The 24341-nt window shown below is 61.1% G+C and carries 14 protein-coding genes and 2 riboswitches; of the genes, 2 read left to right on the forward strand and 12 right to left on the reverse strand.

What is annotated here, in order from left to right:
- The first annotated feature begins 50 nt into the window (after positions 1-50).
- Positions 51-677: a TetR/AcrR family transcriptional regulator gene (locus K6118_RS10045; RefSeq protein ID WP_247120217.1), complete on the forward strand. Its 627-nt coding sequence runs from the start codon at positions 51-53 to the stop codon at positions 675-677.
- Between the two features lie 21 nt (positions 678-698).
- On the opposite strand, the gene K6118_RS10050 is transcribed toward K6118_RS10045, so the two are convergent.
- The 12 genes from K6118_RS10050 to K6118_RS10105 form a co-directional block, all read right to left on the reverse strand.
- Entirely contained in the window at positions 699-1898 is a 1200-nt protein-coding gene (locus K6118_RS10050; protein WP_247120218.1) for an EAL domain-containing response regulator, read from the reverse strand.
- A 272-nt stretch (positions 1899-2170) separates the two neighbouring features.
- The gene (gcvPB, locus tag K6118_RS10055) at positions 2171-3709 is read right to left on the reverse strand and encodes an aminomethyl-transferring glycine dehydrogenase subunit GcvPB (protein ID WP_247120219.1); all 1539 of its coding nucleotides are present in this window, start codon (positions 3707-3709) and stop codon (positions 2171-2173) included.
- Complete coding sequence (gcvPA, locus tag K6118_RS10060; protein WP_247120220.1) at positions 3709-5058, reverse strand: aminomethyl-transferring glycine dehydrogenase subunit GcvPA; 1350 nt, start codon at positions 5056-5058, stop codon at positions 3709-3711. Before gcvPA ends, gcvPB begins: the two co-directional genes overlap by 1 nt.
- A gap of 68 nt (positions 5059-5126) precedes the next feature.
- Complete coding sequence (gcvH, locus tag K6118_RS10065; RefSeq protein WP_247120221.1) at positions 5127-5498, reverse strand: glycine cleavage system protein GcvH; 372 nt, start codon at positions 5496-5498, stop codon at positions 5127-5129.
- Between the two features lie 43 nt (positions 5499-5541).
- A complete protein-coding gene (gene gcvT, locus K6118_RS10070; protein ID WP_247120222.1) occupies positions 5542-6675 on the reverse strand; it encodes a glycine cleavage system aminomethyltransferase GcvT in 1134 nt (377 codons plus the stop codon).
- A 46-nt stretch (positions 6676-6721) separates the two neighbouring features.
- Positions 6722-6831, reverse strand: a riboswitch (glycine riboswitch).
- Positions 6832-6927: riboswitch (glycine riboswitch) on the reverse strand.
- A 70-nt stretch (positions 6928-6997) separates the two neighbouring features.
- Positions 6998-9016: a bacteriohemerythrin gene (locus tag K6118_RS10075; RefSeq protein ID WP_247120223.1), complete on the reverse strand. Its 2019-nt coding sequence runs from the start codon at positions 9014-9016 to the stop codon at positions 6998-7000.
- A 222-nt stretch (positions 9017-9238) separates the two neighbouring features.
- Positions 9239-11044 carry a DNA helicase RecQ gene (recQ, locus tag K6118_RS10080; RefSeq protein WP_247120224.1) on the reverse strand — a complete coding sequence of 602 codons (1806 nt, stop codon included), beginning with the start codon at positions 11042-11044 and terminating at the stop codon, positions 9239-9241.
- A gap of 80 nt (positions 11045-11124) precedes the next feature.
- A complete protein-coding gene (locus tag K6118_RS10085) occupies positions 11125-11685 on the reverse strand; it encodes a GNAT family N-acetyltransferase (RefSeq protein WP_247120225.1) in 561 nt (186 codons plus the stop codon).
- Between the two features lie 14 nt (positions 11686-11699).
- The gene (locus tag K6118_RS10090; RefSeq protein WP_247120226.1) at positions 11700-12038 is read right to left on the reverse strand and encodes a DUF6916 family protein; all 339 of its coding nucleotides are present in this window, start codon (positions 12036-12038) and stop codon (positions 11700-11702) included.
- Between the two features lie 96 nt (positions 12039-12134).
- Entirely contained in the window at positions 12135-12770 is a 636-nt protein-coding gene (locus K6118_RS10095) for a phage tail protein (protein WP_247120227.1), read from the reverse strand.
- Between the two features lie 75 nt (positions 12771-12845).
- Complete coding sequence (locus tag K6118_RS10100; RefSeq protein WP_247120228.1) at positions 12846-13202, reverse strand: DUF6916 family protein; 357 nt, start codon at positions 13200-13202, stop codon at positions 12846-12848.
- A 67-nt stretch (positions 13203-13269) separates the two neighbouring features.
- Entirely contained in the window at positions 13270-13905 is a 636-nt protein-coding gene (locus tag K6118_RS10105; RefSeq protein ID WP_247120229.1) for a phage tail protein, read from the reverse strand.
- A 744-nt stretch (positions 13906-14649) separates the two neighbouring features.
- Between K6118_RS10105 and K6118_RS10110 the strand changes: the two genes are divergently transcribed.
- The gene (locus tag K6118_RS10110) at positions 14650-24276 is read left to right on the forward strand and encodes a DUF4347 domain-containing protein (protein ID WP_247120230.1); all 9627 of its coding nucleotides are present in this window, start codon (positions 14650-14652) and stop codon (positions 24274-24276) included.
- The last annotated feature ends 65 nt before the right edge of the window (positions 24277-24341 follow it).

Here is a 24341-nt window from a genome sequence, read left to right on the forward strand (position 1 = left end):
TTATGTTTTTATGCTTGAAATTAATTAATTCGTCAATTAATTTATAAGCCATGAGCAAGACACCAGAAAAAAGACGCCGTGTCGGTCGCCCGAAGGACGGCAGCGGTGATGACCGGAAAGTACGGCTGGTCCAGGCCGCCGGCCCCGTGTTCGCCCGACAGGGTTTCGGTGCCACCAAGATCGCGGACCTCGCGGCCGCAGCCGGGGTGACACCCGCGATGGTGCACTATTATTTCGGCGGCAAGGAAGACCTTCTAAAAGCCGCGTTCGAAGAGGCGTTCGCGCCAATCCTGGCGGAACTCGACAAGCCGACAACGCTTGAGGACTGGGTTACTCTCTTTCACGCCAATATCATGGAGAAGCGCTGGCTGCCCCACCTGATGCTGCGGGAAGTGATCATGGAGGGCGGACACTTGCGCGCCCATTTCGCCACCCATTTCGGGTCGCGCTTCGTTCAGAAATGGCTGACCATGCTGGAACGCGAAAAGGCGGAAGGCCGCCTGCGTGAAGACGCCGACGATTTCCGCCATATCGTGATCTTGATGGGAATGGTGATTTACCCGTTCGTGGTTGCCCCGATGAGCGGCTACCTGACTGGCGTGCCTTTCGGCGACGAGGACATGATCCGCTTCCGGGACGATGCCCTAAGGCTTTATTTCAAGGGTGCGAAAGGCTGACAGCCTGTTCGTTCAGGCAAACTAGTCGTTCAGGCCCGGCACCTTCAGCACGCCATCGCGCGCGTCTTCCATCCAGATCAGGAATTCACTGGCGGACATAGGCTTGCCGAGGAAATAGCCCTGGGCGATATCCGCCCCCAGGTCCTTGATCATGGCCAGATGTTCAGCGGTTTCTACACCTTCGCAGGTGCAGGTCAGCTCAAGCTTGTGGGCAAGCTCCACCGCCGTTTCCAGGATGGTGCGGGCCACCTTGTTCTCCTGCGCGCGGGCAAGGAAAAGCCGGTCGATCACCAGTTCATCAAACGGAATGGTCTGCAGCCGCATAAGCGACGCGAAACCGGTCCCGAAATCATCGAGCGCCAGACCGAAGCCGCGCACATGCAGGCGGGAGAGAACCTCCAGCGGCACACGGGTATCCACCTCAAGGTCGGATTCCGTGACCTCAAGCCGGATGAATTTGGGCTCGACCTCATATTGTTCGGCAAGGCTGGTCACCACATCGGCGAAATCGGGCTTGCGCAAATTCTCACTCGAGACATTCACCGCCAGGGCAATCTCCTGCCCTTCGCGCCGCCACTTGCCCTGCTGTTCCATGGCAAGTTCGAGCATCCTGTAGGTCAGCACATCCATGTGGCCGATTTCACGGGCGGCTTTCACCACCGCCCCTGCCCCCAGCGTACCGCCCGAAGGCGAGCGCCAGCGCGCAAACACCTCAGCCCCCGCGACCGTCCGGGTGCGGAGGTCGACCTTTGGCTGGAATACGGGTGACAGGCCGTCGGTCATCAAGCCGCGCATGAATTCGGTTTCAGCGAGCACGGTTTCAGTGCTCTTGCGGCCCTTGGGACGGGTTTCCGCCACCTCGGTCAGCATATTGAGAAGCACATCCTTGTCGATCGGCTTCGCAAGCGTGCCGAGGAGGTTGACGCTGTAGGCCAGCGCAAGCTCACGCGCGGCAGCCAGGGAGCGTTCGTCCTGTTGCGTCATCAGGATGATGCCCGGGTCCCAGTCCAGCTCGGAAATCGCACGGATCAGCGCAAAGCCGTCCATATCCGGCATCAGGAGGTCGGTGATGATATAATCATATTGCTCGGTTTTGAGGATTTCGAGCGCCTGCACGCCGTTCTCCGCGCCGGAGACCATATAGTCGCCCGAGCGCAGATACTGCATCAGCAGTTCACGCATGGTTGCGGAATCGTCTACTACCAGTATGCGTTTGGTCACGTGGCCTCCTGTTCCGGCACGCATCAACCTACCATCAAAGACCTAAAGGTCAAACATATCTGAGACTTGGAAGGAGGTGCGGCCATATTTATGGTACCTCAACGCCCCTGCATCCAACACCCAACACCGTCATGCTGAACTTGTTTCAGCATCCACCGTCACCCTGAAACAAGTTCAGGGTGACGGTGGAGAAGTTGCCAGATAACACCACACAAAAAAGAAGGGAGCCCGAAAGCTCCCTTCCCTCAACTCTGTCTGGCTTCATGCCAGCCCTATTCGCCAGCTTCCCAGCGCAGGACCGGCTTCCGGGCCGCCTGGGTTTCATCCAGCCGTTTCCAGGGCGCATGGTAAGGCGCGCCTTCGAAGCGGGCGACCTCGCCTGCCTTGGCGGCTGCGGCCAGCCCGCGCATGGAGCGGATGAACTGGTCCATGTTGGCCTTGCTCTCGCTTTCGGTCGGTTCGATCAGCATGGCGCCATGAACCACCAGCGGGAAATACATGGTCATCGGGTGGTAGCCCTCATCGATCATCGCCTTGGCGAAATCGAGCGTGGTGACCCCCGTGTCCTTCAGGAAGCGGTCATCGAACAGCGCCTCGTGCATGCAGGGGCCATCGAAGGACGGCGTCATGACATCCTTGAGGCTTGCGAGCACATAGTTGGCGTTGAGGACAGCATCTTCCGACGCCTGCTTCAGGCCGTCCGAGCCGTGGCTGAGCATATAGCTGAGCGCACGCACATACATGCCCATCTGACCATGGAACGCGACCATGCGGCCGAAGGATTTACCTTCCTTGTTCTCGACGAGGTGGAAGCCTTCAGCGTCCTTCACCACATAGGGCACCGGCGCGAAGTCCTTGAGCGCGTCGGAGAAGACCACAGGGCCTGAGCCCGGACCACCGCCGCCGTGTGGGGTTGAGAAGGTCTTATGCAGGTTGATGTGCATGGCATCGACGCCCAGGTCACCCGGACGGGCCTTGCCGACGATGGCGTTGAAGTTGGCGCCGTCGGCGTAGAAGAAGGCACCGGCCTTGTGAATTTCATCCGCGATTTCACGGATTTCAGTCTCAAACAGGCCGCAGGTGTTCGGGTTGGTGATCATCACCGCCGCCACCGTGTCATCGAGCGCCGCCTTGAGCGCCTCGATATCGACGCGGCCGTTTTCCTTGGCCGGGATCGACTTGACCTTATAGCCGCAGAAAGCCGCAGTTGCCGGGTTGGTGCCGTGGGCTGATTCCGGGCACAGCACGATCTCACGCGCGTCCCCGCGGGCTTCCAGCGCCGCACGGATCGCCATCACGCCGCACAACTCACCATGCGCACCTGCCTTCGGAGACATGGCGACAGCCGGCATGCCGGTCAGCGTCATCAGCCAGGTGGCCAACTCGTCGATGAGGCCAAGCGCGCCCTGAACGGTCGACTGCGGCTGCAGCGGGTGGATATCCCCAAAGCCCGGCAGGCGTGCCATTTTCTCATTGAGACGCGGGTTATGCTTCATGGTGCAGGAGCCAAGCGGGAACACGCCCATATCGATGCCGTAGTTGCGGCGGCTGAGGCGCGTATAGTGGCGCACGGTGTCCGGCTCAGACAGGCCCGGACAGCCGATCTCGCTCTTACGCTCCAGCCCGCCGAGGCACATGTCGAAATCCTCGACCTCCGGCACGTCGACGCCGGTGGTGTCGGTGCTGCCGAGCTCGAAGATCAGCGGTTCGGCGAGACGCAGGCCTACATGGCCCGAGAAGCTTTCGAACTGACCCGGCTGGGTTTCAACACCCTCAACGCCCGTGGGGCGACCTTGTGTGTTCATGCTCATCAGAAGGCCTCCTTCAGGGCGGCGGCAAGCGCCTGGATGTCGTCCGCGGTCACCGTCTCGGTCGCGGCCATGATGAGAATGTCATCAAGGCCTTCGCCCGGATAGAGGCGCGAGGCCGGTACACCGGCGAGAATGCCTCTGTCCGCAAGCGTGTCGACTACTGCCCGAGCGGCAACAGGCAGCTTGAGGGTGATTTCGTTGAAGAAGGTCTGGTTCAGAACCTCGACACCCGGCACGGACGCCATCGCGGCTTTCAGGTCATAAGCTGCCTTGTGGTTGGCTTTCGCCACACCGCGCAGGCCAGCTTCGCCCAGAAGCGTCATATGGATGGTGAACGCCAGCGCACACAGGCCGGAGTTGGTGCAGATGTTGGAGGTCGCCTTCTCGCGGCGGATATGCTGCTCACGGGTCGACAGCGTCAGCACAAAGCCGCGCTTGCCGTCGGCGTCAACCGTTTCACCGCACAGGCGGCCCGGCATCTGACGGACCAGCTTGTCGTTGGTCGCGAACAGGCCGAGGTATGGCCCACCGAAGTTGAGGCCGTTGCCGATCGACTGGCCTTCGCCAACCACGATATCGGCGCCCATTTCACCCGGGCTCTTGATCAGGCCGAGGGACATGACTTCGGTGACTACAACGATGAGCAGCGCCTTCTTGGCGTGCGCGGCTTCCGCAACCTTGGTGAGGTCGAGCACATGGCCGAACACACCCGGGTTCTGGACAACCACACAGCTGGTGGCGTCATCGATCGCATCGATCGCAGCCTGAAGCTCGGCTTCTGGGTCTGCCGGCATCGGCGTCAGGCAGACGATCTCGTCATCGGTATATTGGGTCGTGGTTTCGACCACGGCCTTATAGTGTGCGTGCAGGCTGCCTGCGAGAACCGCCTTCTTCTTGCGGGTCACGCGGCGTGCCATCAGAACCGCTTCCGCGGTCGCGGTCGAACCGTCATACATGGAGGCGTTGGCCACATCCATGCCGGTCAGCTGCGCCACCTGGGTCTGGAACTCGAAGATATATTGCAGCGTGCCCTGGGCGATTTCCGGCTGATACGGCGTGTAGGCGGTCAGGAACTCGCCGCGCTGGATCATATGGTCGACCGTCGCAGGCACATGGTGCTTGTAAGCCCCGGCGCCGACGAAGAAAGGCACGGTACCCGCCACCGTGTTCTTGGCAGCCAGGCGGGAGAGATAGCGTTCCACCTCCAGCTCGCTCTTGTGGCGCGGCAGGTCAATGGTGGGGTTGAGAACATCACTGGGGACGTCTTTAAACAGATCGTCCACATGCCGGACGCCGATCTTGGCCAGCATGGCCTCACGGTCGGCACCGGTGAGCGGCAAATAGCGCATGCGCCTGCTCCTTAAGGGTCGCAGTAAAAAAGGCGCCACCCCGTCCTGGGGATAGCGCCCACTAAAGCTTATTCGAGACCAGCGACGAAATCGGCGTAGGCGGTTTCGTCCATCAGCTCGTCCAGCTCGCCTTCGTCTTCGACTTTCATCTTGAAGAACCAGCCTTGGTCCATGGCGGCGCTGTTGACGAGCGCGGGTTCGCCTTCCAGGGCGGTGTTGACTGCGGTGATCTCACCCGAAATCGGGGCATAGACTTCGCTGGCGGCTTTGACGGATTCGACAACGGCGGCTTCATCGCCTTTCGAATAGGTGGCGCCAACTTCCGGCAGTTCGACGAATACAACGTCACCCAGGGCTTTCTGGGCATAGTCGGTGATGCCGACGGTGGCGATGCCGTCTTCTATGTCGAGCCATTCGTGGTCTTCGGTGAATTTCAACATGGGCTTATTCCTTCTTAGGCGTATTCAATCTGTGACGAAAAAATCAGGACGTTTTGCGCTTGTAGCGCTGTTCAACAAAGGGCAGCGCCGCCACCTTTGCCGGGTGGGCTTTGCCGCGGATAATAAGCTGAATTTCGGTGCCGACGGTAGCGAAAGCAGCGGGCACGAAGCCCATGGCAACCGGGCCACCGGCCGTAGGGCCGAAACCGCCTGAGGTGATGACACCGATCTCATTGCCGTCCATATCGGCAACGGGGGTGCCTTCACGGGCCGGTGCGCGGCCTTCCGGCTGGATGCCGACACGAACCTTTTTGGGGCCGTCGGCCAGTTCCTTGAGGATGCGCTCAGCACCGATGAAGTCACCGTCTTCGCGGCGTTTCTTGCCAAGTGCGAAGGTGACGGCAGCCTCAACCGGGCTGACGCTGGCATCGAAATCATGACCGGACAGGCAGAGACCCGCTTCCAGGCGCAGGCTGTCGCGCGCACCAAGGCCGATCAGCTCGACATCGTCATTCTGAAGCAAGCGGCGGGTGAAAGCGTCGACTTCCTCTTGCGGGATTGAGATTTCATAGCCGTCCTCGCCGGTGTAGCCCGAGCGGGACACCCAGCAAACCACGCCTTCCAGCGTGACAGCGGTTGCTTCCATGAAGCCGAGGTCCGCCACTTCCGGGGCGAGCGCAGCCAGCACGGCTTCCGCCTTCGGACCCTGAAGGGCGATGAGGGCGCGGTCGTCGAGCGGCTCAAGCGTGATCTGGCCCGCGAGCTTCTCTTCGAGGATGGCGTAATCCTTGTCCTTGCAGGCAGCGTTCACGACCACATAAAGCATGCCGTCCGGCTCATGCGTGCGGGTGACCATCAGGTCGTCCTCAATGCCGCCTTCGTCGTTCAGGAGCAGCGTGTAGCGCATCTTGCCGGGCTTCAGAACCTGAAGCGCGCCGGGCATCAGCTTTTCAAGCGCCGCGGCCGGGTCACCGCCATCGGTCGCGCGGATGTAGCACTGGCCCATGTGGGAAACGTCAAAAAGACCGGCAGCCGAACGCGTATGTTCATGTTCCTTCATGATCCCGAGCGGATACTGGACCGGCATAAGGTAACCGGCGAACGGCACCATCTTGCCGCCACGTTCGACATGGAGGTCGTATAGGGGGGTTTTAAGCAAATTTTCGTCCGTCGACATTCAGGGCACTCCCGCGCAAGCGTTTAACCGACAAAAGCCGGTAGGTTGCGCCCCCTCTGTCACGGAACCTGAGAGATTTGACCAGCCGGAAAAATACGGCTGGCTTACCCCGTCGGTGAGAACGGATTTGGCCCGTCCTGCTTTCCAGAGTGTCAACGGGTGCGTGCGGTCCTTTTGCCTGAGAGTTTCCGGGGCGGTTGCTCCTTCGGCGTCAGCCCCGACTTAAGGGCCAATCTCTCCCGCACATGCCCACAAAAGACCGAAGCCCTTTGCCTGACGTGATCGTGCGCGATCATATGCCGAAAGCGCATGAAAGAGTCAATCAGGAACGGTTGCCAGACGTGCGGTTTCCAGCATCAAACCGGTTTTTATCCTCCACCAAGAGATCGATGAGCGCATCGACCGCATTCTTGTCATAGGCAAGACCGCTGTTGCGGGTGAGTTCCTCAATCGCGCGGTCGGGGCCGAGGCCCGCGCGGTACGGCCGGTGCGCGGACATGGCCTCGAACACATCGGCCACGGCAACAATGCGGGCTTCGAGGCAGATTTCATCGCCCTTCAAACCGTCCGGATAGCCGGTGCCATCAATGCGTTCATGATGCTGGGAAACGATGTCGTAGATCGGCCAGGGGAACTGGATGTCCGCCAAAATATCCCGCCCTGCAGGGGCATGATTCTTGATCAGTTCATATTCGATGTCGCTGAGGCGGCTCGGTTTGGTGAGGAGTTCGGCAGGGACCGCGAGCTTGCCGATGTCATGGATGCTGGCGCCAAGCCGGATACCTTCGATCCTGTGGGCGTCCAGCCCCATTTTTTCAGCTATCGCAACGGCGATTTCCGACACCCGATGCTGATGCCCGGCGGTATAGGGGTCGCGGGCCTCAAGCGCTTTTGCGACTGCGGCCACCGTGCTCATCAGCGCGGCCTTGGCCTCTTCCGCCTTTTCGGCGAGTTGCTGTTCCGCCTGTTTCTCATTACTGATGTCATGCACGGTCCCGACAAGCCGTTTCACCGTCCCGGCCTGCCCATGGACTGGCTCATTCACGACATGCCCGCGGGTCCGTAGATATTTGATGCCACCATCATCCATCAGAATCCGATGAACATGGGAATAGGCACCATCCGTTTGCAGGCACCGGTTCAGAATCCGCTCCAGGTCCGCAACATCATCCGGATGCACCCTGGCGATAACCTTGTCGTAGGTCGGCTGCCATACCGCCGGGTCGCAGCCATAGATATTGTAGACTTCATCCGACCAGATAATCTCCCGCGTGGCGAAATCGAGCGTCCAGTGGCCGAGGTGCGCCAGGTGCTGCGCTTCCTTGTAATGGTCCCGGCTGGAACGCAGGTCCGCCTCCACCGACTTAAGCTTGCTGATGTCGACACCGATCCCGATGTAAAAATCCTCACCGTCCAGGTCCAGATATGTGCCTGTCATCTGGTAAGGGCGGCTGGTGCCGTCCTTCAACAGGATGTCTATCTCAAAATCCTGCGTACCCTGCTCGCGCAGGCTTTCAAGGCTGGGCAGCAGGTTCGCCTGCTGATCGCCCTCAAGCAATTCCGCCACCGGCTTTCCGGCAAGTTCGTCCTCGTCATAGCCCGTCAGGTCGACCGTCCGCGTATTCCACCGCACCAGACGCCCTTCACCGTCCAGCAGAAGCATCAGTCCAGGAACGTTATCAACCACCGCGCCGGAGAATGCCTTTTCACGCTGCTCGCTGACCTGGAGGTCATGCGCCACACGCTTGCGGGTCAGCGTTTCCTTGATCAGCCGGACAGTGCGCGCCGAGAGCGTGCCATACATGGACAGGATGGTTTCCATCAGGACCCGTGACGTCCCGCTCATCTCCCGCGTGGCGTGCTCGCGCGCGTCCTCGAGCGGCATTCCCGCTTCCACAGCCAGCACGATCCGCGCCATATAGCGGTCGCTATCCAGTATATGGGAGGCCAGCCAGTTGGTCAGGAATTCCAGTGTCTTGAGAAGCGTGTCATCAAAATGGCTTTCGGCGTGCTGGTCTCTGAGCGCGGAGATCTTGCGCAGGAATGCCCCATGGACCTTCTCATGCTGCTTGTAACGGGGATCGTCCCCAAAACAGGTGCGCCAGATCTCCTCCTCTTCCGTGAAATGGAATTCGGCGTAGCTTTCCAGCTCATCGAAGACCTTGAGAAGGGCATCCGGGTTCGGTGACCCGGTCAACAGCGCCGCCAGATGGTTCAGGATACCAACCAGCACCTTGTGCTGATTATCAATGGCTGCAATGCCGGTTTCAAAATTGCTGTTCCAGGGAAAAACCTCGAATCCATCCGCAATCGTCTCAATATCTGACGACGTATCAAACATAAATGCCTCTTCCAGTGCCTCTGCTTGAGGGGAGACCGTATCCATCATCTAGCACTCCCACCATGAGAATACTCACAGTTGTACACTAGTATGCCATAACGGGCAAAACACCTTCACACTAAAGAGGAATATATAATAATCAATTACCACTTTTGACGCACCAAAGGCAGGATCAGAGGGAATAATCACCTCTAGTGGCGGCAATGCCTCATTGTTCAAGAATTAACTGGAATGGCCAGAAATGACTGCCAGAAAGGGCTCGGCATAGCGTTCCAGTTTGGCGCCACCAACACCGGGCAGAAGTGCGAACCCATATTGGTCCCGCGGCCTGTCGGCAGCCATGGCGGCAAGCGTGCTGTCATGGAAGATGACATAGGGCGGCACGCCCTGCTCCCGCGCGAGGGCGACCCGGCAGGCACGCAGGGCTTCAAAGAGGCCCTGGTCGGTTTCAGCAACCCCAATGGCTGCCCGCTTGCGCTTCTCCTTCGCCGGTTTCGCCACAGCATGATCCTTGCGCAGCATGACCTGCCGCGCGCCCTTGAGGACCGGCCCTGCCTCAGCGCCCAGATGCAGGCCGCCATGCCCGGTGATATCAACCGTAAGCAGGTTCTGGGCAACCAACTGGCGCACGAACGATTGCCATTCACGGCGCGTGTACTCCTCGCCGATGCCGTAGGTGGACACCATGTCATGCCCGAATTTGCGGATGCGCTCGGTATTGCCGCCCAGAAGCACGTCGATCACATGACCCGCGCCGAACATCTGCCCGGTACGGTAAACGCAGGACATCAGCTTCTGCGCCGCCACCGTACCGTCGAACACGTCGGGCGGGTTGAGGCAGGTATCGCAGTTGCCACAGGGTTCATGCTCATCTTCACCGAAATAAGACAGCAGCACCTGACGGCGGCAGCTTGCGGTCTCGCAAAAGCCGAGGAGCGCATCAAGCTTCTGGCGCTCGATCCGCTTCTGGGCTTCGGGCGCGCCGGAGTTTTCGGTGAACTGGCGGATTTTCGCCATATCCTTGGCGCCGTAGACCAGGAACACTTCGGCAGGCAGGCCGTCGCGCCCGGCGCGGCCGGTTTCCTGATAGTAAGCCTCAAGGCTTTTCGGCAGGTCCATATGGACGACAAAGCGTACGTCCGGCTTGTCGATGCCCATGCCGAAGGCGATGGTCGCCACCATGACGATGGCGTCTTCCTTGAGGAACCTGTCCTGGTTTCCGGCCCGGATCGCCCGGTCGAGCCCGGCGTGGTACGGCAGGCTCATGATGCCCTGCTCATTCAGCCAGGCTGAGGTTTCCTCCACCGCCTGCCGGCTGAGGCAATAGACGATGCCCGCCTCACCCGCGTGGCCGTTCTGGATGAAGGACAACACCTGTTTGCGCGCCTGTTCCTTCGGCGCGATCAGATACCGGATATTGGGACGGTCGAACCCGGCGATGAATACATCATCGGGGCTGAGGCCCAAGCGCTCGACAATATCCTGCCGGGTCGGCTCATCCGCCGTGGCGGTCAGCGCAAGGCGCGGGATCGCAGGATACCGGGTAGCCAAAAGCTCAAGCTGGCGGTATTCCGGCCGGAAATCATGCCCCCACTGGGACACGCAGTGCGCTTCATCGATCGCGAACAGCGCAACCTTGATGTCATCCAGAAGCGCCAGAAACCGGTCTGTCAGCAGACGCTCAGGCGCGACATAAACCAGGTCCAGCTCCCCGGCCCTCAGCGCATTTTCCGCCGCAACAAGGTCAGCAAATTCCATCGCGCTATTGATCGCCGCCGCCCGCACGCCAAGCTGGCGCAGGCTGGTGACCTGATCCTGCATAAGCGCGATAAGCGGCGAAACCACGACCGCGACACCATCCCGGCAGAGCGCAGGCACCTGATAACACAGAGATTTCCCGCCGCCTGTCGGCATCACCAACAGGCCACTGCCGCCCGCCAGCACGTGGCTGATCACCTCTTCCTGGCGGCCGCGGAAGGCGGAAAAGCCGAACACATCGGCAAGAATCTGTTTGGGATCGAGGGTCATGGCCCCTCTATAAAGACTTCAGCCCGCCTGTAAAGGGCGGGCTGAAGATAGGCGGAATTCTGGATGTAATTCCGGACGGTTCAGTGCGTCCCCACCACCGCCGGCCGCGGCTTGATGCTGGCAATACCGCTCATCTCGTCGGTAGTCGGGAACCAGGCCATACGAGCATAAACCTCGTCCGACATGGTTTCGTCCTCGAGGAAGCCATATTTCTCCAGGAAACGGCCAAGCGGGATATTGTCGCGCCGGGCAGGCACAAGGAGCGGACGCCTGGCCTTAACCGCCGTCTGCATCATCCAGACAATGATCGAGGAACCGAAGCCCTTGCCCTGCGCCTTCTTGATGAAATCAAGATCGACGAGCCTCAGTTCCACTTTGCCGATATCGAGCGTCACGCGCCCGATGCGGGTCCCGTTCTTCTCGATCACCATATAAACGGCGTCCGGGAACTGGGTGCCGTAGCCGCCTTCCTGCGCCCGAAGCTGCATTTCGATCACGCTTTCGATATAGTCGCGCTCGGCATCAGCCATGCGGATATCGTCGCGGTTCTCGCGGTACATTTTCGAGAGGAAACCCCGGTCGGTCGCCCGGGCCGGGCGGGCGGTCATGCCATGCGGCAGATTGACGGTGCCTGTGATCATCGTGTCTTCCTCAACTAGTTGAATGCGACTTGGTAATAGGCCCCGGGCGGCGTGCGTACCGGCCTCAGGGTGCGGCAAATGTAAAGGCCGGACAGCGTCCCGAGCTCAAGCCCATGCAAGGCGCCGGTGAATTCCTTGGTCTGTTGCATCGGATGGGCCGCATCCTCGTCAGCCCTGAACACCAGGCTGAAGGGGGTGCGGACGCTATCAGGCCCCTCGCCGTCCGGGTTCAATTTGCACCGGACAAGCTGGACATCCATGGTCACTTCACCACTGACCAGTTGGAACATGCTCTTCAACCGCTCCTCGAAGCGCTCGGCGGTTACGTTGGCGACCCAATTGCCTTCCGTCATGCCATCCCTCATATACAGTTTTCTTCAATCATACCAATATCTTGCCTCGCAGAAGAATGGAACCGGAGCGCGGGTACGCCCCGGTTCGAACCCTGATCAGGACCGCGACGGATAATAGCCGTCGATGCAGAGGCAGTAATTGACCACCTGGCTCGGCGCCATCACCGACACCTCTGCGTTGAGGCCAGTAGAGGAGATGCTCAGCAAAGTATTCTGGAAGCCGCCACCGCCACCTGCCGCGCTGACGCCGCCAATCGGCACCGTCGTCGTTGCGGCCGCCGCCGCAGCATAGGTCTGGCCATTTGCGGAGGTGCCGAGAGTATTGCTAGGCACCCCGATATAATCGCCGTCACCCGGTATCTGGCTGTCTGCAAGCTGTGTGGCAACTTCAATCTCAACCGTGGCGCCGCCGTGAGCGGAACCGCCGTAGGTGTGGGGGTGGGTGTGGGTCGGCATCTCCACCAGACTGAGGTAGGTCTCTTCCTCGCCTGGCATCATTCCGACCTGCCAGAGGGACAGCCCCGGCCCCTGGCCCTGACCCATGGCGAGCCTGCCACGAAGGTCGGGGTAGCCAAAAACGGACGTGCAGTTGCCGCCGAATTCGCAGCCCAGCAGCGAATAGAGCGCTGTCTGCTGCGTGATCAGGATAATCGCACCGTTGCAATAGGCCCAGTTTTCCGGCGCGAACTGGAAACCGAGAGCCTGTATGACACCCATATAGTTATCGTACATAGGATTGCTCCTTCAATCCCGGCTCCCGCCGGGCATGGTGTTGCGTCGCCTGACGCCCGGCGCGGGCCGCCGGCATCAGGAGAAAACCACTTCATAAAGCACGCGCTGGGGCCCAGCGCTTTCAGGCGATGCGGCGCCTTCCTCCGGCTCAGGCTTCGGGGTTCCCTTGTTGTCCATATAGACGCCGGGAACCGCGCCAAGCGTGTCGAAGCTCAGGTCGTACGTTCCGTCCTTCACCTGATAATTCGCCGGGCCGCTGAGGGTCAGGGTAAAGGATTGGGCACGACAGCCTTCCGGCATGCAGTCGCACTTGAAATCACCCTTGCGGACGCCGTCGAGCGTGAGCGTCAGGTTGGGACCGGTCATGACCGTCACCTTGACGTCGCTCCCGACGAGCTTCTCAAATTTATCGACTGACAATTGGTCAAGCATGATCACTCTCCTTGAGTGGCAGGCAGCGCCGGCACCCTGTCGAAGGAAGCCGTCCGCCCGTCATCCGTTAGCTGCGCGTCGGATAGAGACCGTCCATGCAGATGCAATAGTTGACCACAAGGCTCGGCTGCATGATGTCGACCGGCTGGCTGCCGCCGGTGTTGTTGATGACCAGTTGGGTGTTGTCGAACGCCCCGCCGCCACTTGCCGTCACACCGCCGATCGGAACCGTGCTGGTAACGGCTGCCGCCGACACGAACAGTTTGCCGTTGGCCGATGTGCCCAAGGTGTTGCTCGGCATGCCGATAAAGTCGCCCGCCGCCGGGGTCTCGGTATCAGCCAAACTCGAGGCAACCTCAACCGTCACGTCCAGGTCGCTGCCACCGCCGGCTGAACCGGCATAGGTATGGGTATGAGTATGCGTAGGCAATTGATCGAGCGACAGGGTCACCGTCTCAGCCCCCGTCATCTGGCCCATGGTCCGGAGGGACGTGCCGGGCCCCTGGAACTGGCCGATCGGGCTGCGCCCCCGCAAGTCGGGCAGGCCGAAACTGACGCGTCCATCGCCGCCGAAATAGGTGCTGATCAGCGAATAGAGTGCCGCATACTGATTGACCGACAGAAGAGCGCCGTTGCAGTAGCCCCATTTGAGCGGCGCAAATTGAAAGCCGAGCGCCTGAATCACACCGTAATATCCGTCCATCTTCATCCCCTTAGGATTGAAAGCCAAATTGCTCGCCTTAAACAAGGCACGCAGGAGGGTAGTTGCGGGAATATCAATCTGAATTTGTATTGCAATTTCAGTGCGATAATGGGACATCACACCAAGTCTGCAACATACCTACCCGACAATTCTGGATAGCCGTTCAGAGATTGACGATCAGCACCAGAAAGCGGCTGCAGGACCGTCCACGGCCATGCACCCTCCCTCGAAAACACTGCAAAACAATACTCCCGTATTACGAGTTATGACGCAGCCGGATCCATCTTGTGAAATTCGATCGGCACTATTTTTTATCCAGCCACCTGACCATAGGGAAACCCTGGAGGAAACCCGGCCACACCATAGCTATCATTATATTTTTCATGCATTTTTCGCGTTATATGAGGGATGGCGGCAACGAAGCCCACCGCCCGCAGGGAAGTACCTAAAGCTGCCCTGCCCGGCAGCAACAAGAATCGACGGCGAAAAATTGATTAAAATGTCAACAAAAAAAATATGGATTCATGGTTGTAATTGACTTTGCAAGCCAAGCAAAAACGGTAACAATCCATACAGACACAGCATGACAGAGGCTGGAACCGTCGGCTGTAGGGGCCCGTTTTCAACGGATTGCCGAGCGGAAAGACAGACCAGGGGAGGGAAGCCCCGGGCCATAGCCCATGGCGGAATTTCCCTTAGAACAAAGTGGCTGGCCCCACGCGGCGCCAGTCCGGATGGGGAAAAATGGCAGACGATATTCGCACCAAACGCACCATGCCGCTTGGCGGCACCAGCCTTTCCAGCCTGAAGCCCCTACCCCTGGAATCACGTTATATGTATGATGCCGCCGGCGTCGCAACCGGGGCGCAAGCGCTCCAGGACGCAGCCGCCACAGCGGAAGCCAATGCCGCAGCTGTCAGCCGGTCCGACGGTGGCGCGCACGGCGGCCATCATGCCGACCAGTCCGCGCCGGCATCCTCCCATACCAGTGGCCGCACCCATGACAGCCGCGACGTGATGCGCCACAGCGGCGATCGCAGCCACACCGGCTTCGGCGACCTGACCGCGCATGCAGTCAATTCCGAGGAACGCCATGACATCGTCGTCATCGATACCTCGGTCAGCGATTACCAGTCCCTGCTGGCGGGCGTGAACCCGAATGCAGAAGTCATCCTGATCGACGGCACCAGCCACGGCATTGCCGATCTCGCCGCCCAGCTTGCGGGCCGCACCGGCATTAGCTCGATCACTATCCTGTCCCACGGTTCAGTCGGCGAATTTCAACTAGGCACCGACGTGGTCAACAGCGATACGCTGGCATCCTACACGAGTGAGCTCGCAGCCATCGGCAAGAGCCTGACCGCGGATGGCGACCTGCTGCTTTATGGCTGTGATGTCGGCCAAAGCGGTCAGGGTATGGCCTTCATCGATAACGTCGCCAGCATTACCGGCGCCGATGTTGCCGCATCGAACGACCTGACCGGTGCCGCCGACAAAGGCGGCGACTGGGTCCTTGAAGTCGCCACTGGCACCATCGAATCCAAAGCGGCCTTCGACGGCCTGCGGACTGACTTCACGTCGACCCTTGCACTGACCATCGGCACTAAGGATTTCGGCACCTCGATTTCGATCCTGGCGACCGACAGCGCCGGCCCCGTCGCCAACGTCGGCGGTTCGGGGCTGAGCGCCAGCTATTCGGGCAGCAGCACGATGGACATCGGCCTTTTTGCTAGCGGCGATGGCTATGCTGTTGACCTCCCCTCCCACTATGGTGAAGGTGTAGCCTGGAGCGGCGAGGCCCTGCAGTTTTGTCAATTTGCCGGCAGCGGCGGCGGCGCAGGCTATCCGGCCACGCTCAACTATATCTCGCTGAAGTCCGACAACGGCACCGACACGTTCCGGCTGGACGGTTTCGTCTTCTTCTACTCCACCACCAGCGCCAGCCAGACTTTTACCGTTTCCGCCTATGATTCCTCGGGAACCCAAATCGGATCTTCGACGACCTTGACGGGCTTCACCACAGCCACTGACCAGGGTTTCAATGTCGGTTACACGACGGTCAGCAGCGCTAGCCTCGGCGCCGATTTCAACAACATCGTCGAATTCCGCATCGCACCATCGACCCCCAGCACCATGAGCGTCATGGGTGTCGACAACGTGGTGGTCGCCACTGCCATCAGCAACAGCGCCCCGACGGTTTCGAGCGCGCCAACCTCGGTGACGGTAACGGAAGACACGGCGTCAAACCTGAACCTTTCCGGCACCACTTTCGCGGATGCGAACAGCGATCCTCTGACCGTCACCCTCGCAGTCGACGCAGGGACCCTGTCCGCATCCTCAAGCGGCGGCGTCACCGTCGGCGGCACCAGCACGGCGCTGACGCTTTCCGGCACCGCGAGCGCCATCAACACCTACCTGACCACCACCTCGAACATCAAATATACCGGGGCCACGAACGCGAACGGCACGGGGGCGGCCACGCTGACCGTCACGCCGAACGACGGCACGGTCGACGGCACGGCTGCCACGGTCAGCATTGATATTTCCGCGGTCAACGACGTGCCGGTCTTTACCGGCCTCGACGGCACGCCGACCTTTACCGAGAACGGCTCCGCCGTCACGCTGGATACCAACGTCACCGTTTCGGACGTTGAACTGGATGCGGCAGCGGACTATGCCGGCGCCAGCCTCACGATCGCGCGCAATGGCGGCGCGAGCGCGAACGATGGCTACGGCTTCAACACGTCAGGCGCGCTGTTCACGGTTTCGGGTTCCAACCTGCAATCGGGCGGGCAAACCTTCGCGACCTTCAGTGACACGGGCGGCACGCTGACCATCAACTTCACCTCGACCGGCACGGCGGCAACCGCCGCCCTGGTCGATGATGTGCTTCAGCACATTCAGTATTCGAATAGCAGCAACGAACCGGCCTCCAGCGCGCAGCTTGATTGGACCTTCTCGGACGGCAACAGTGCCAATGCGCAAGGGACCGGCAGCAACCCGGGCACGGTCACGGGCTCGACCACGGTTTCCATCACCGCGGTCAACGACGCACCGACCCTGACGGCCACGGCCGCCGACCCGGGCTTCACCGAAGGCGGCACCGCCGTATCGCTGTTCTCCGCCGCCACGGCATCAACCGTGGAAAGCGGGCAGACCTTCAGCACCATTACCTTCACCGTCAGCAATGTCGACGGCACCAGCGCAGAGGCCCTGAGCCTGGACGGCACCTCCATCGCCCTGGTGAACGGCGGCTCGGGCACGACCGCTACCAACAGCCTCAGCTACAGCGTTTCGGTGACCAGCGGCACTGCCACTGTTTCGCTGACAGGCGGCACGATGGATGCTGCGGCCGTGCAGTCCCTCATCACCGGCGCGACCTACGTGAACACGAGCGACAACCCGACCAGCAGCGGCTCGACCCGCGCTGTCACCATCACCAGCCTCAAGGACAGTGGCGGCACTGCGAACAGCGGCTCGGACACAGCCACGCTTAGCATCGCCTCAACCGTTTCCGTGTCCGCGGTCAACGATGGCCCCACCGCTACAGGCGTCCCGACGAGCGCCAGCTATACTGAGGACACGGCAGGGAACCTGGACCTGTCCGGCATGACCCTCGCGGATGTGGACGCAGGCAGCGCCTCGGTAAGCCTGAAACTTAGCGCCGGCGGCGGCACAATGACGGCCACGTCAAGCGGCGGTGTGACCGTGGGCGGTTCCGGCTCGGGCTCGCTAACCCTTTCGGGTACGGTTGCCAACATCAACACCTTCCTCGGCACCGCCTCCAACATCAAATATACCGGTGGCTCGAACGTGAACGGCACCGGTGCTGACACGATCACGGTCAAGGCCAATGATGGCGGCAACACTGGCACCGGCGGCGGCACCGATGTAACGCTCGGTTCCATCAGTGTCGACATCACCGCGGTGAATGATGCGCCTGTCGTTACCACACCCTCGAGCGCGCTTGGCTATACCGAAGGGGACAGCGCCACGGCGATCGACAGCGGCATCACGGTTTCCGATGTGGATAACGCCACCCTCGCCTCCGCGACCGTTTCGATCACCGGCAACTTCTCGTCGAGCCAGGATACGCTGGCCTTCACCAACACCAGCGGCATGGGCAATATTACCGGCAGCTATAACAGCACGACCGGCGTGCTGACCCTGACCTCGGCAAGCGCCTCCGCCACTACGGCGGAATGGCAGGCAGCCTTGCGCGCCGTCACCTATTCGAACAGCTCCAACGATCCGTCCACCTCGGCCCGCACGGTCAGCTTCGTTGTCAGTGACGGCACCGCCAACAGCACAGCCGCGACCCAGACAGTCAATGTAACCGCCCTCAACGATGCCCCGACCCTGACAGCAACGGCCAGCGACCCTAGCTTCACCGAAGGCGGATCTGCTGTGACGCTTTTCTCCGCGGTCACGCCCTCGACGGTTGAAACCGGGCAGACTTTCAGCGCAATCACCTTCACTGTCACCAATGTGGATGGCACCAGTGCGGAAACGCTGACCCTAGACGGCACCCCGATCGCCCTGGTGAACAGTGGGTCCGGCACGACCAGCATCAACAGCCTGAGCTATAGCGTCTCCGTCTCCAGTGGGACCGCCACAGTCTCTCTGACAGGCGGCACGCTGGATGCGACCGGGATGCAAACCCTTGTCACCAATGCGGCCTATAACAACACCAGCGATGACCCGACCAGTTCAGGTTCGGACCGTACCATCACCATCACCAGCCTGAAGGACAGTGGCGGCACCGCGAACGGCGGGTCGGATACCACGACACTCTCGCTTGCCTCGACCGTCTCCATCAGCGCAGTTAATGACAATCCGTCCGCAACCGGCCTGCCGTCTTCGGTGACGGTCACGGAGGATACCGCGGGCAACCTGGACCTTTCCGGCGTCACGCTTGCTGACCCTGATGCCGAGTCTGGCAACCTGACCCTGACCCTGACGGCAACCAACGGCTCCCTGTCCGCCACGTCCAACGCCAGTGTGACAGTGGGCGGCACCAGCTCAGCGATGACACTGACCGGTACCCTTGCAAGCCTCAATAGCTTCCTCGGCACCGCATCGAACATCCAATACACTGGTGCCTCGAACGCCAATGGCACAGCGGCGGACAGCGTTGCGGTCAAGATCAACGATAATGGCAACACCGGCACGGGCGGCGGCACGGACGTTTCGCTTGGCACCGTCAGCGTCAATATCACCGCCGTCAATGACGCGCCGGTGGTCACGGCACCTTCAAGTGCTGCCAGCTTCACCGAAGGCAGCGGGACGCCTGTGGTTATCGACAGTGGCATCACGGTAGCGGACGTGGACAGCACCACGCTTGCAACTGCCACGGTTTCGGTCACCGGCAATTTCCAGACCGGTCATGACACACTGGCTTTCACCAACACCAGCGGCATGGGCAACATCACCGGGGCCTACAATGCCACCACCGGTGTGCTGACCCTGTCGTCGTCTGGCGCCACAGCCACCGTGGCCGAATGGCAGGCCGCCCTGAGGGCCGTGACCTTCGCCAACGATTCCTCTGACCCGGGCGCGAGCGGCGGCGTGAGCCGCACCATCAGCTTTGTGGCCAATGACGGCACAGATAGCAGCACGGCGGTGACGCAAACGGTAGATATCAGCATCGTCAACGACGCGCCGACTAGCTCAACCACCGGGTCTGACCCCAGCCTGACAGAGGGCGGCAGCGCCGTGACCCTGTTCAGCGGCACCACGTCCTCCACCGTTGACAGCAGCCAGACCCTGACCGGCTTCACCGCCACGGTCACCAATGTGGACGGCACATCCGCCGAAACGCTGACCATTGATGGCACCTCGATTGCGCTGGCGGACACCACGTCCGGCACCACGGCGACCAATGGCCTCAGCTATAGCGTGTCAGTCACAAGCGGCACCGCCACCGTCACCCTTTCGGGTGGCAGCCTCTCGGCCACCGCCTTCAATACGGTCATCAACGGCATGACCTACGGCAACAGCAGCGATAATCCGACTGGCACGGCCACTACACGCACCATCACCATCTCAGGCGTCAAGGATAACGGCGGCACGGCGAACGGTGGCTCGGACACCCAAAGCGGGGCATCGGGCGCCAGCACCGTCACCATCACCCCGGTCAATGACGCGCCGGTGATCGAAGCGCTCGGCAGCGGCCTTACCTTCACCGAAGGCGATAGCGCCACCGCGATCGACAGCAGCATCACTGTAACGGACGCCGACAGCACCACACTGGCCACCGCGACCGTGTCGATCACCGGTGGCTTCACCTCCACAGAGGATACGCTGGCTTTCACCAACGACAGCAGCACCATGGGCAACATCACGGCAAGCTACAACAGCACGACCGGCGTGCTGACGCTCAACAGTTCCGGCGCCTCGGCCACTGTGGCCGAATGGCAGGCCGCCCTGAGGGCTGTGACCTATTCCAACAGCTCCAACGCACCCTCTACCTCGGACCGTACCATCAGCTATGTGGTATCGGACGGCACCGCCAGCAGCACGGCGGCGACCCAGACCGTCTCCGTCCTCAGTGTCAACGATGCGCCGAGCCTGACCGCCACGGGCAGCGACCCGACCTTCACCGAAGGCGGCTCGGCCGTCAGCCTGTTCTCCGGCACCGCGATCGATACCGGCGAAACCGGCCAGGTCGTCGACACCATCGTCATTACGGTCAGCAACGTCGCCAATGGCTCGTCCGAGGTCCTGAATGTCGATAGCACGGCGGTTGGCCTGGCGGCCGGGACCGGCCTTACCTCCGGCAATGACCTGGACTATAGCGTTGCGGTTTCCGGCACCACAGCCACCTTCACCCTGAATACGGGCGGCATGTCGGCCGCCGGGGTGCAAGACCTCATCAACGCTATAACCTATACGAACAGCTCGAACGACCCGGCCAGCGCATCGGCCACGCGCACGGTGACCATCACCAGCATCAAGGATGGTGGTGGCACCGCGAACGGCGGCGTCGATACCACCAGCCTCAGTGTGGCCTCCACGGTAACCATCACCGATGTCAACGATGCGCCGACCCTGACGGCCACGGGCGCAAACCCGACCTACACCGAGGGCGGTTCGGTCGCCTATCTGTTCACGGGGGCTTCGGCCAGCACCATCGAAAGCAGCCAGAGTTTCACCGGTCTCACCTTCACGGTGACCAATGTCGACAGTGGTGCTGATGAATATATCAGCATCGACGGCAGGTCGATCGGTATGGCCGATGGGTCTGGCACCACCACCGATAACAGCCTGAATTACAGCGTCTCCGTCTCCGGCACTACGGCGACAGTGACGCTGACAGGCGGCAGCCTCAGCGCAGCCGACTTCCAGACCCTCATTCAGGGCATGCATTATTCGAACGCCAGCGATAACCCAGGCAGCAACGATCGTGTCGTCACCATCACCAGCGTGACCGACAGTGGTGGCACGTCGAACGGCGGCACGGACACATCCAACGTCTCAATTGCCTCGACCGTCAGCGTAACCCCGGTCAATGATGCGCCGTCGGTCAACACGCCGTCGTCCAGCCTTGACTATACCGAAGGTGACAGCGCCACCGCGATCGACAGCGGCATTACCGTGTCCGACGTCGATAACACCACCCTTGCCTCCGCGACCGTTTCGATCACCGGCAACTTCTCCTCGGGCGAGGATGCGCTTGCCTTCACCAACGACGGCAGCACCATGGGCAACATCGCGGCAAGCTATGAAAGCGCGACGGGTGTCCTGACCCTGACCTCCTCCGGCGCCACGGCCACCGTCGCCGAGTGGCAGGCTGCCTTGAGGGCTGTAACCTACGCGAACAGTTCGAACACCCCATCCACCGCCGACCGGACGGTTAGTTTCGTGGTCAATGACGGTACCGACAATAGCTCGACAGCAACCCAAACCATTACGGTGACGACGGTCAACGACAATCCGACCGGCTCCGGCCTTCCCGCCACTTCCACCCAGATCGAGGACACGGCGGGAAACCTGGACCTTTCGGGCTTTACCCTGGCGGACGTTGATGCCGGCAGCGGGTCGGTTACCCTGACCCTGGCGGCCACGCACGGCACCCTGGAAGCTGCGTCCGACGCCAGCGTCACGGTTGGCGGCTCGGGCACCGGCACGCTGACGCTGACCGGCTCGGTTTCGGAGATCGATGTCTACCTGGCCACCGCCTCGAACATCCAATATACCAGCGCGCTCAACGCCGAAGGTACGGGGGCGGATACCATTGCTGTCATCGCCAACGACAATGGCAACACCGGCACCGGGGGCGGCACGGATGTGTCGCTTGGCTCCATCAGTGTCAACATCACCGGCGTGAATGACCCATCAGTCATTTCCGGCACCTATACCGGCAACGTGACCGAAGGCAATATCGGCGACGCCCCAGTCACCGCCACCGGCGACCTGTCGATCAGCGACCCGGACGTGGCCGACAACCCGAGCTTCGCGGATGTCGCCGCCACCACGGGCGACAATGGCTACGGCAGTTTCGCCCTTTCGTCCGGCACCTGGACCTACACGCTCGATGAAAGCAAGGTCCAGAGCCTGAACCAAGGCGACACGGTCACCGACACCCACACTTTCACCGCGACCGATGGCTCCACGCAGGTAATCACCATCACCATCACCGGCACCAATGACCCGGCAGTGGTGAGCGGCACCACCACCGGGTCGGTCACCGAAGGCAATGTCGGCGATGCGCCGGTCACCGCCTCGGGCACCATGACCATTTCGGATGCCGACAGCAACGACAGCCCAAGCTTTGCGAATGTGGCTTCCACCGTCGGCGACAATGGCTACGGCAGCTTCGTCCTGTCGTCCGGCACCTGGACCTATACGCTCGATGAAAGCACGGTCCAGGGCCTGAACGACGGCGACACGGTCACCGACACCCATACCTTCACGGCCACCGATGGCACCACGCAGACAGTCACCGTCACCATCAACGGTACCAGTGATGCCTCCACGGTGACGGGCACCAGCACCGGCGCAGTCACCGAAGGCAATGTCGGCGATGCGCCGGTCACGGCTTCTGGCACGCTTGCGATCAGCAATGCAGGCGCGGGTGTCAGCCCCAGCTTTAGTGACGTCAGCGCGACCACCGGCGACAAAGGCTACGGCAGCTTCACCATGACCAGTGGCACCTGGACCTACACGCTGGATGAAAGCGCGGTACAAAGCCTGAATGCCGGTGACACCGTTACCGACACCCACACCTTCACCGCGACCGACGGCACGACCCAGTTGGTGGAAATCACCATCACCGGCACCAATGACGCCCCGGCGGTTTCGGGCACAGTGACCGGGGCGACGCTCACGGAAGACCAGAGCTTCAGCCTTCAGGTTCCTACCTTCTCGGATGCCGACAGCCAGGACAGCGTGACCTTGACCGCGCAATTGCAGGGCGGTGGCGCCCTGCCCTCATGGATGAACTTCAACGCTTCCACTGGAACCCTGAGTGGCACGCCGACGAACATCAACCAGGATGAGACCCTGCAGGTCCAGATCATCGCAACCGACAGCCATGGTGCCAGCACTAGTGCGACCCTGTCGCTAACGGTCCAGGCAGCTCCCGTCGTTGTGACCACGCCGACGCCTGTACCGGTATCGGAACAGGGAAGCGGCGGGACGGTGGTCGTCGTCCAGACACCCACAGGCAACGGCAATAGCGGCACCCCCGTCAGCACGGCAGTCGGCCAGATCCAGGGTAGCAGCAGTGGCGGGACCGGTGGCTCGACCGACGGCGGCCTCAGTACCGTTACCGTCGGCGACACTGGCGGCAGCAGCGGCAACGGCACGCCGATCGTGAACGTGGTTACCGGCGCGCTTGGCAATACCAGCGTCGTCGGCAACAGCGGCACGCCGGTCGGCACCGCGATCACCATTGTCTCAACCACGGACACGGCCTCTTCCTCCAGCTTCAGCCTGGGCTCCGGCCTTGGCGGCTCGATCAGTGGCTCTGCCGGTTTTGGCGGCGGCCTAGGCGGCTTCTTCGGCCTCGGCCTCAATGGTGACTTCGGGTCAAGCGGCATGTTTGGCAACGATACCGTTGTGGGTGGGGCAGGAGACAGCTATGTAGGCGGCGGTGACGGCAGTGAATTTGGTCATCCCGATGATCTGATCGACATGCCGCAAATGCAGGGTGGCAACAGTCTGCCTGACAGCCGTAACCCGCAGGCACCGGACCATGCAGATGCGGCAACCTCAGCCCACATGAACGGCCAAAAACCTTCTGACTTACAACAGCAACCGACCCTGCCCGGCTTCAGCGCCCAATTAGCGGCTGCCGCAGGCAAATTCGGCAAAGATCAAACAACACTCGCTCAGGCACTGCTGGCTCATAAACCGCCAGCAGCGTGATAATTAGGACTATTTATGACTCTTCCACGGATTGGGGGCGCGAAACGCGCAATGGATGACCAAAG

This window comes from Kordiimonas marina (assembly GCF_023006325.1).
GTDB classification, from domain to species: Bacteria; Pseudomonadota; Alphaproteobacteria; order Sphingomonadales; family Kordiimonadaceae; genus Kordiimonas; species Kordiimonas marina.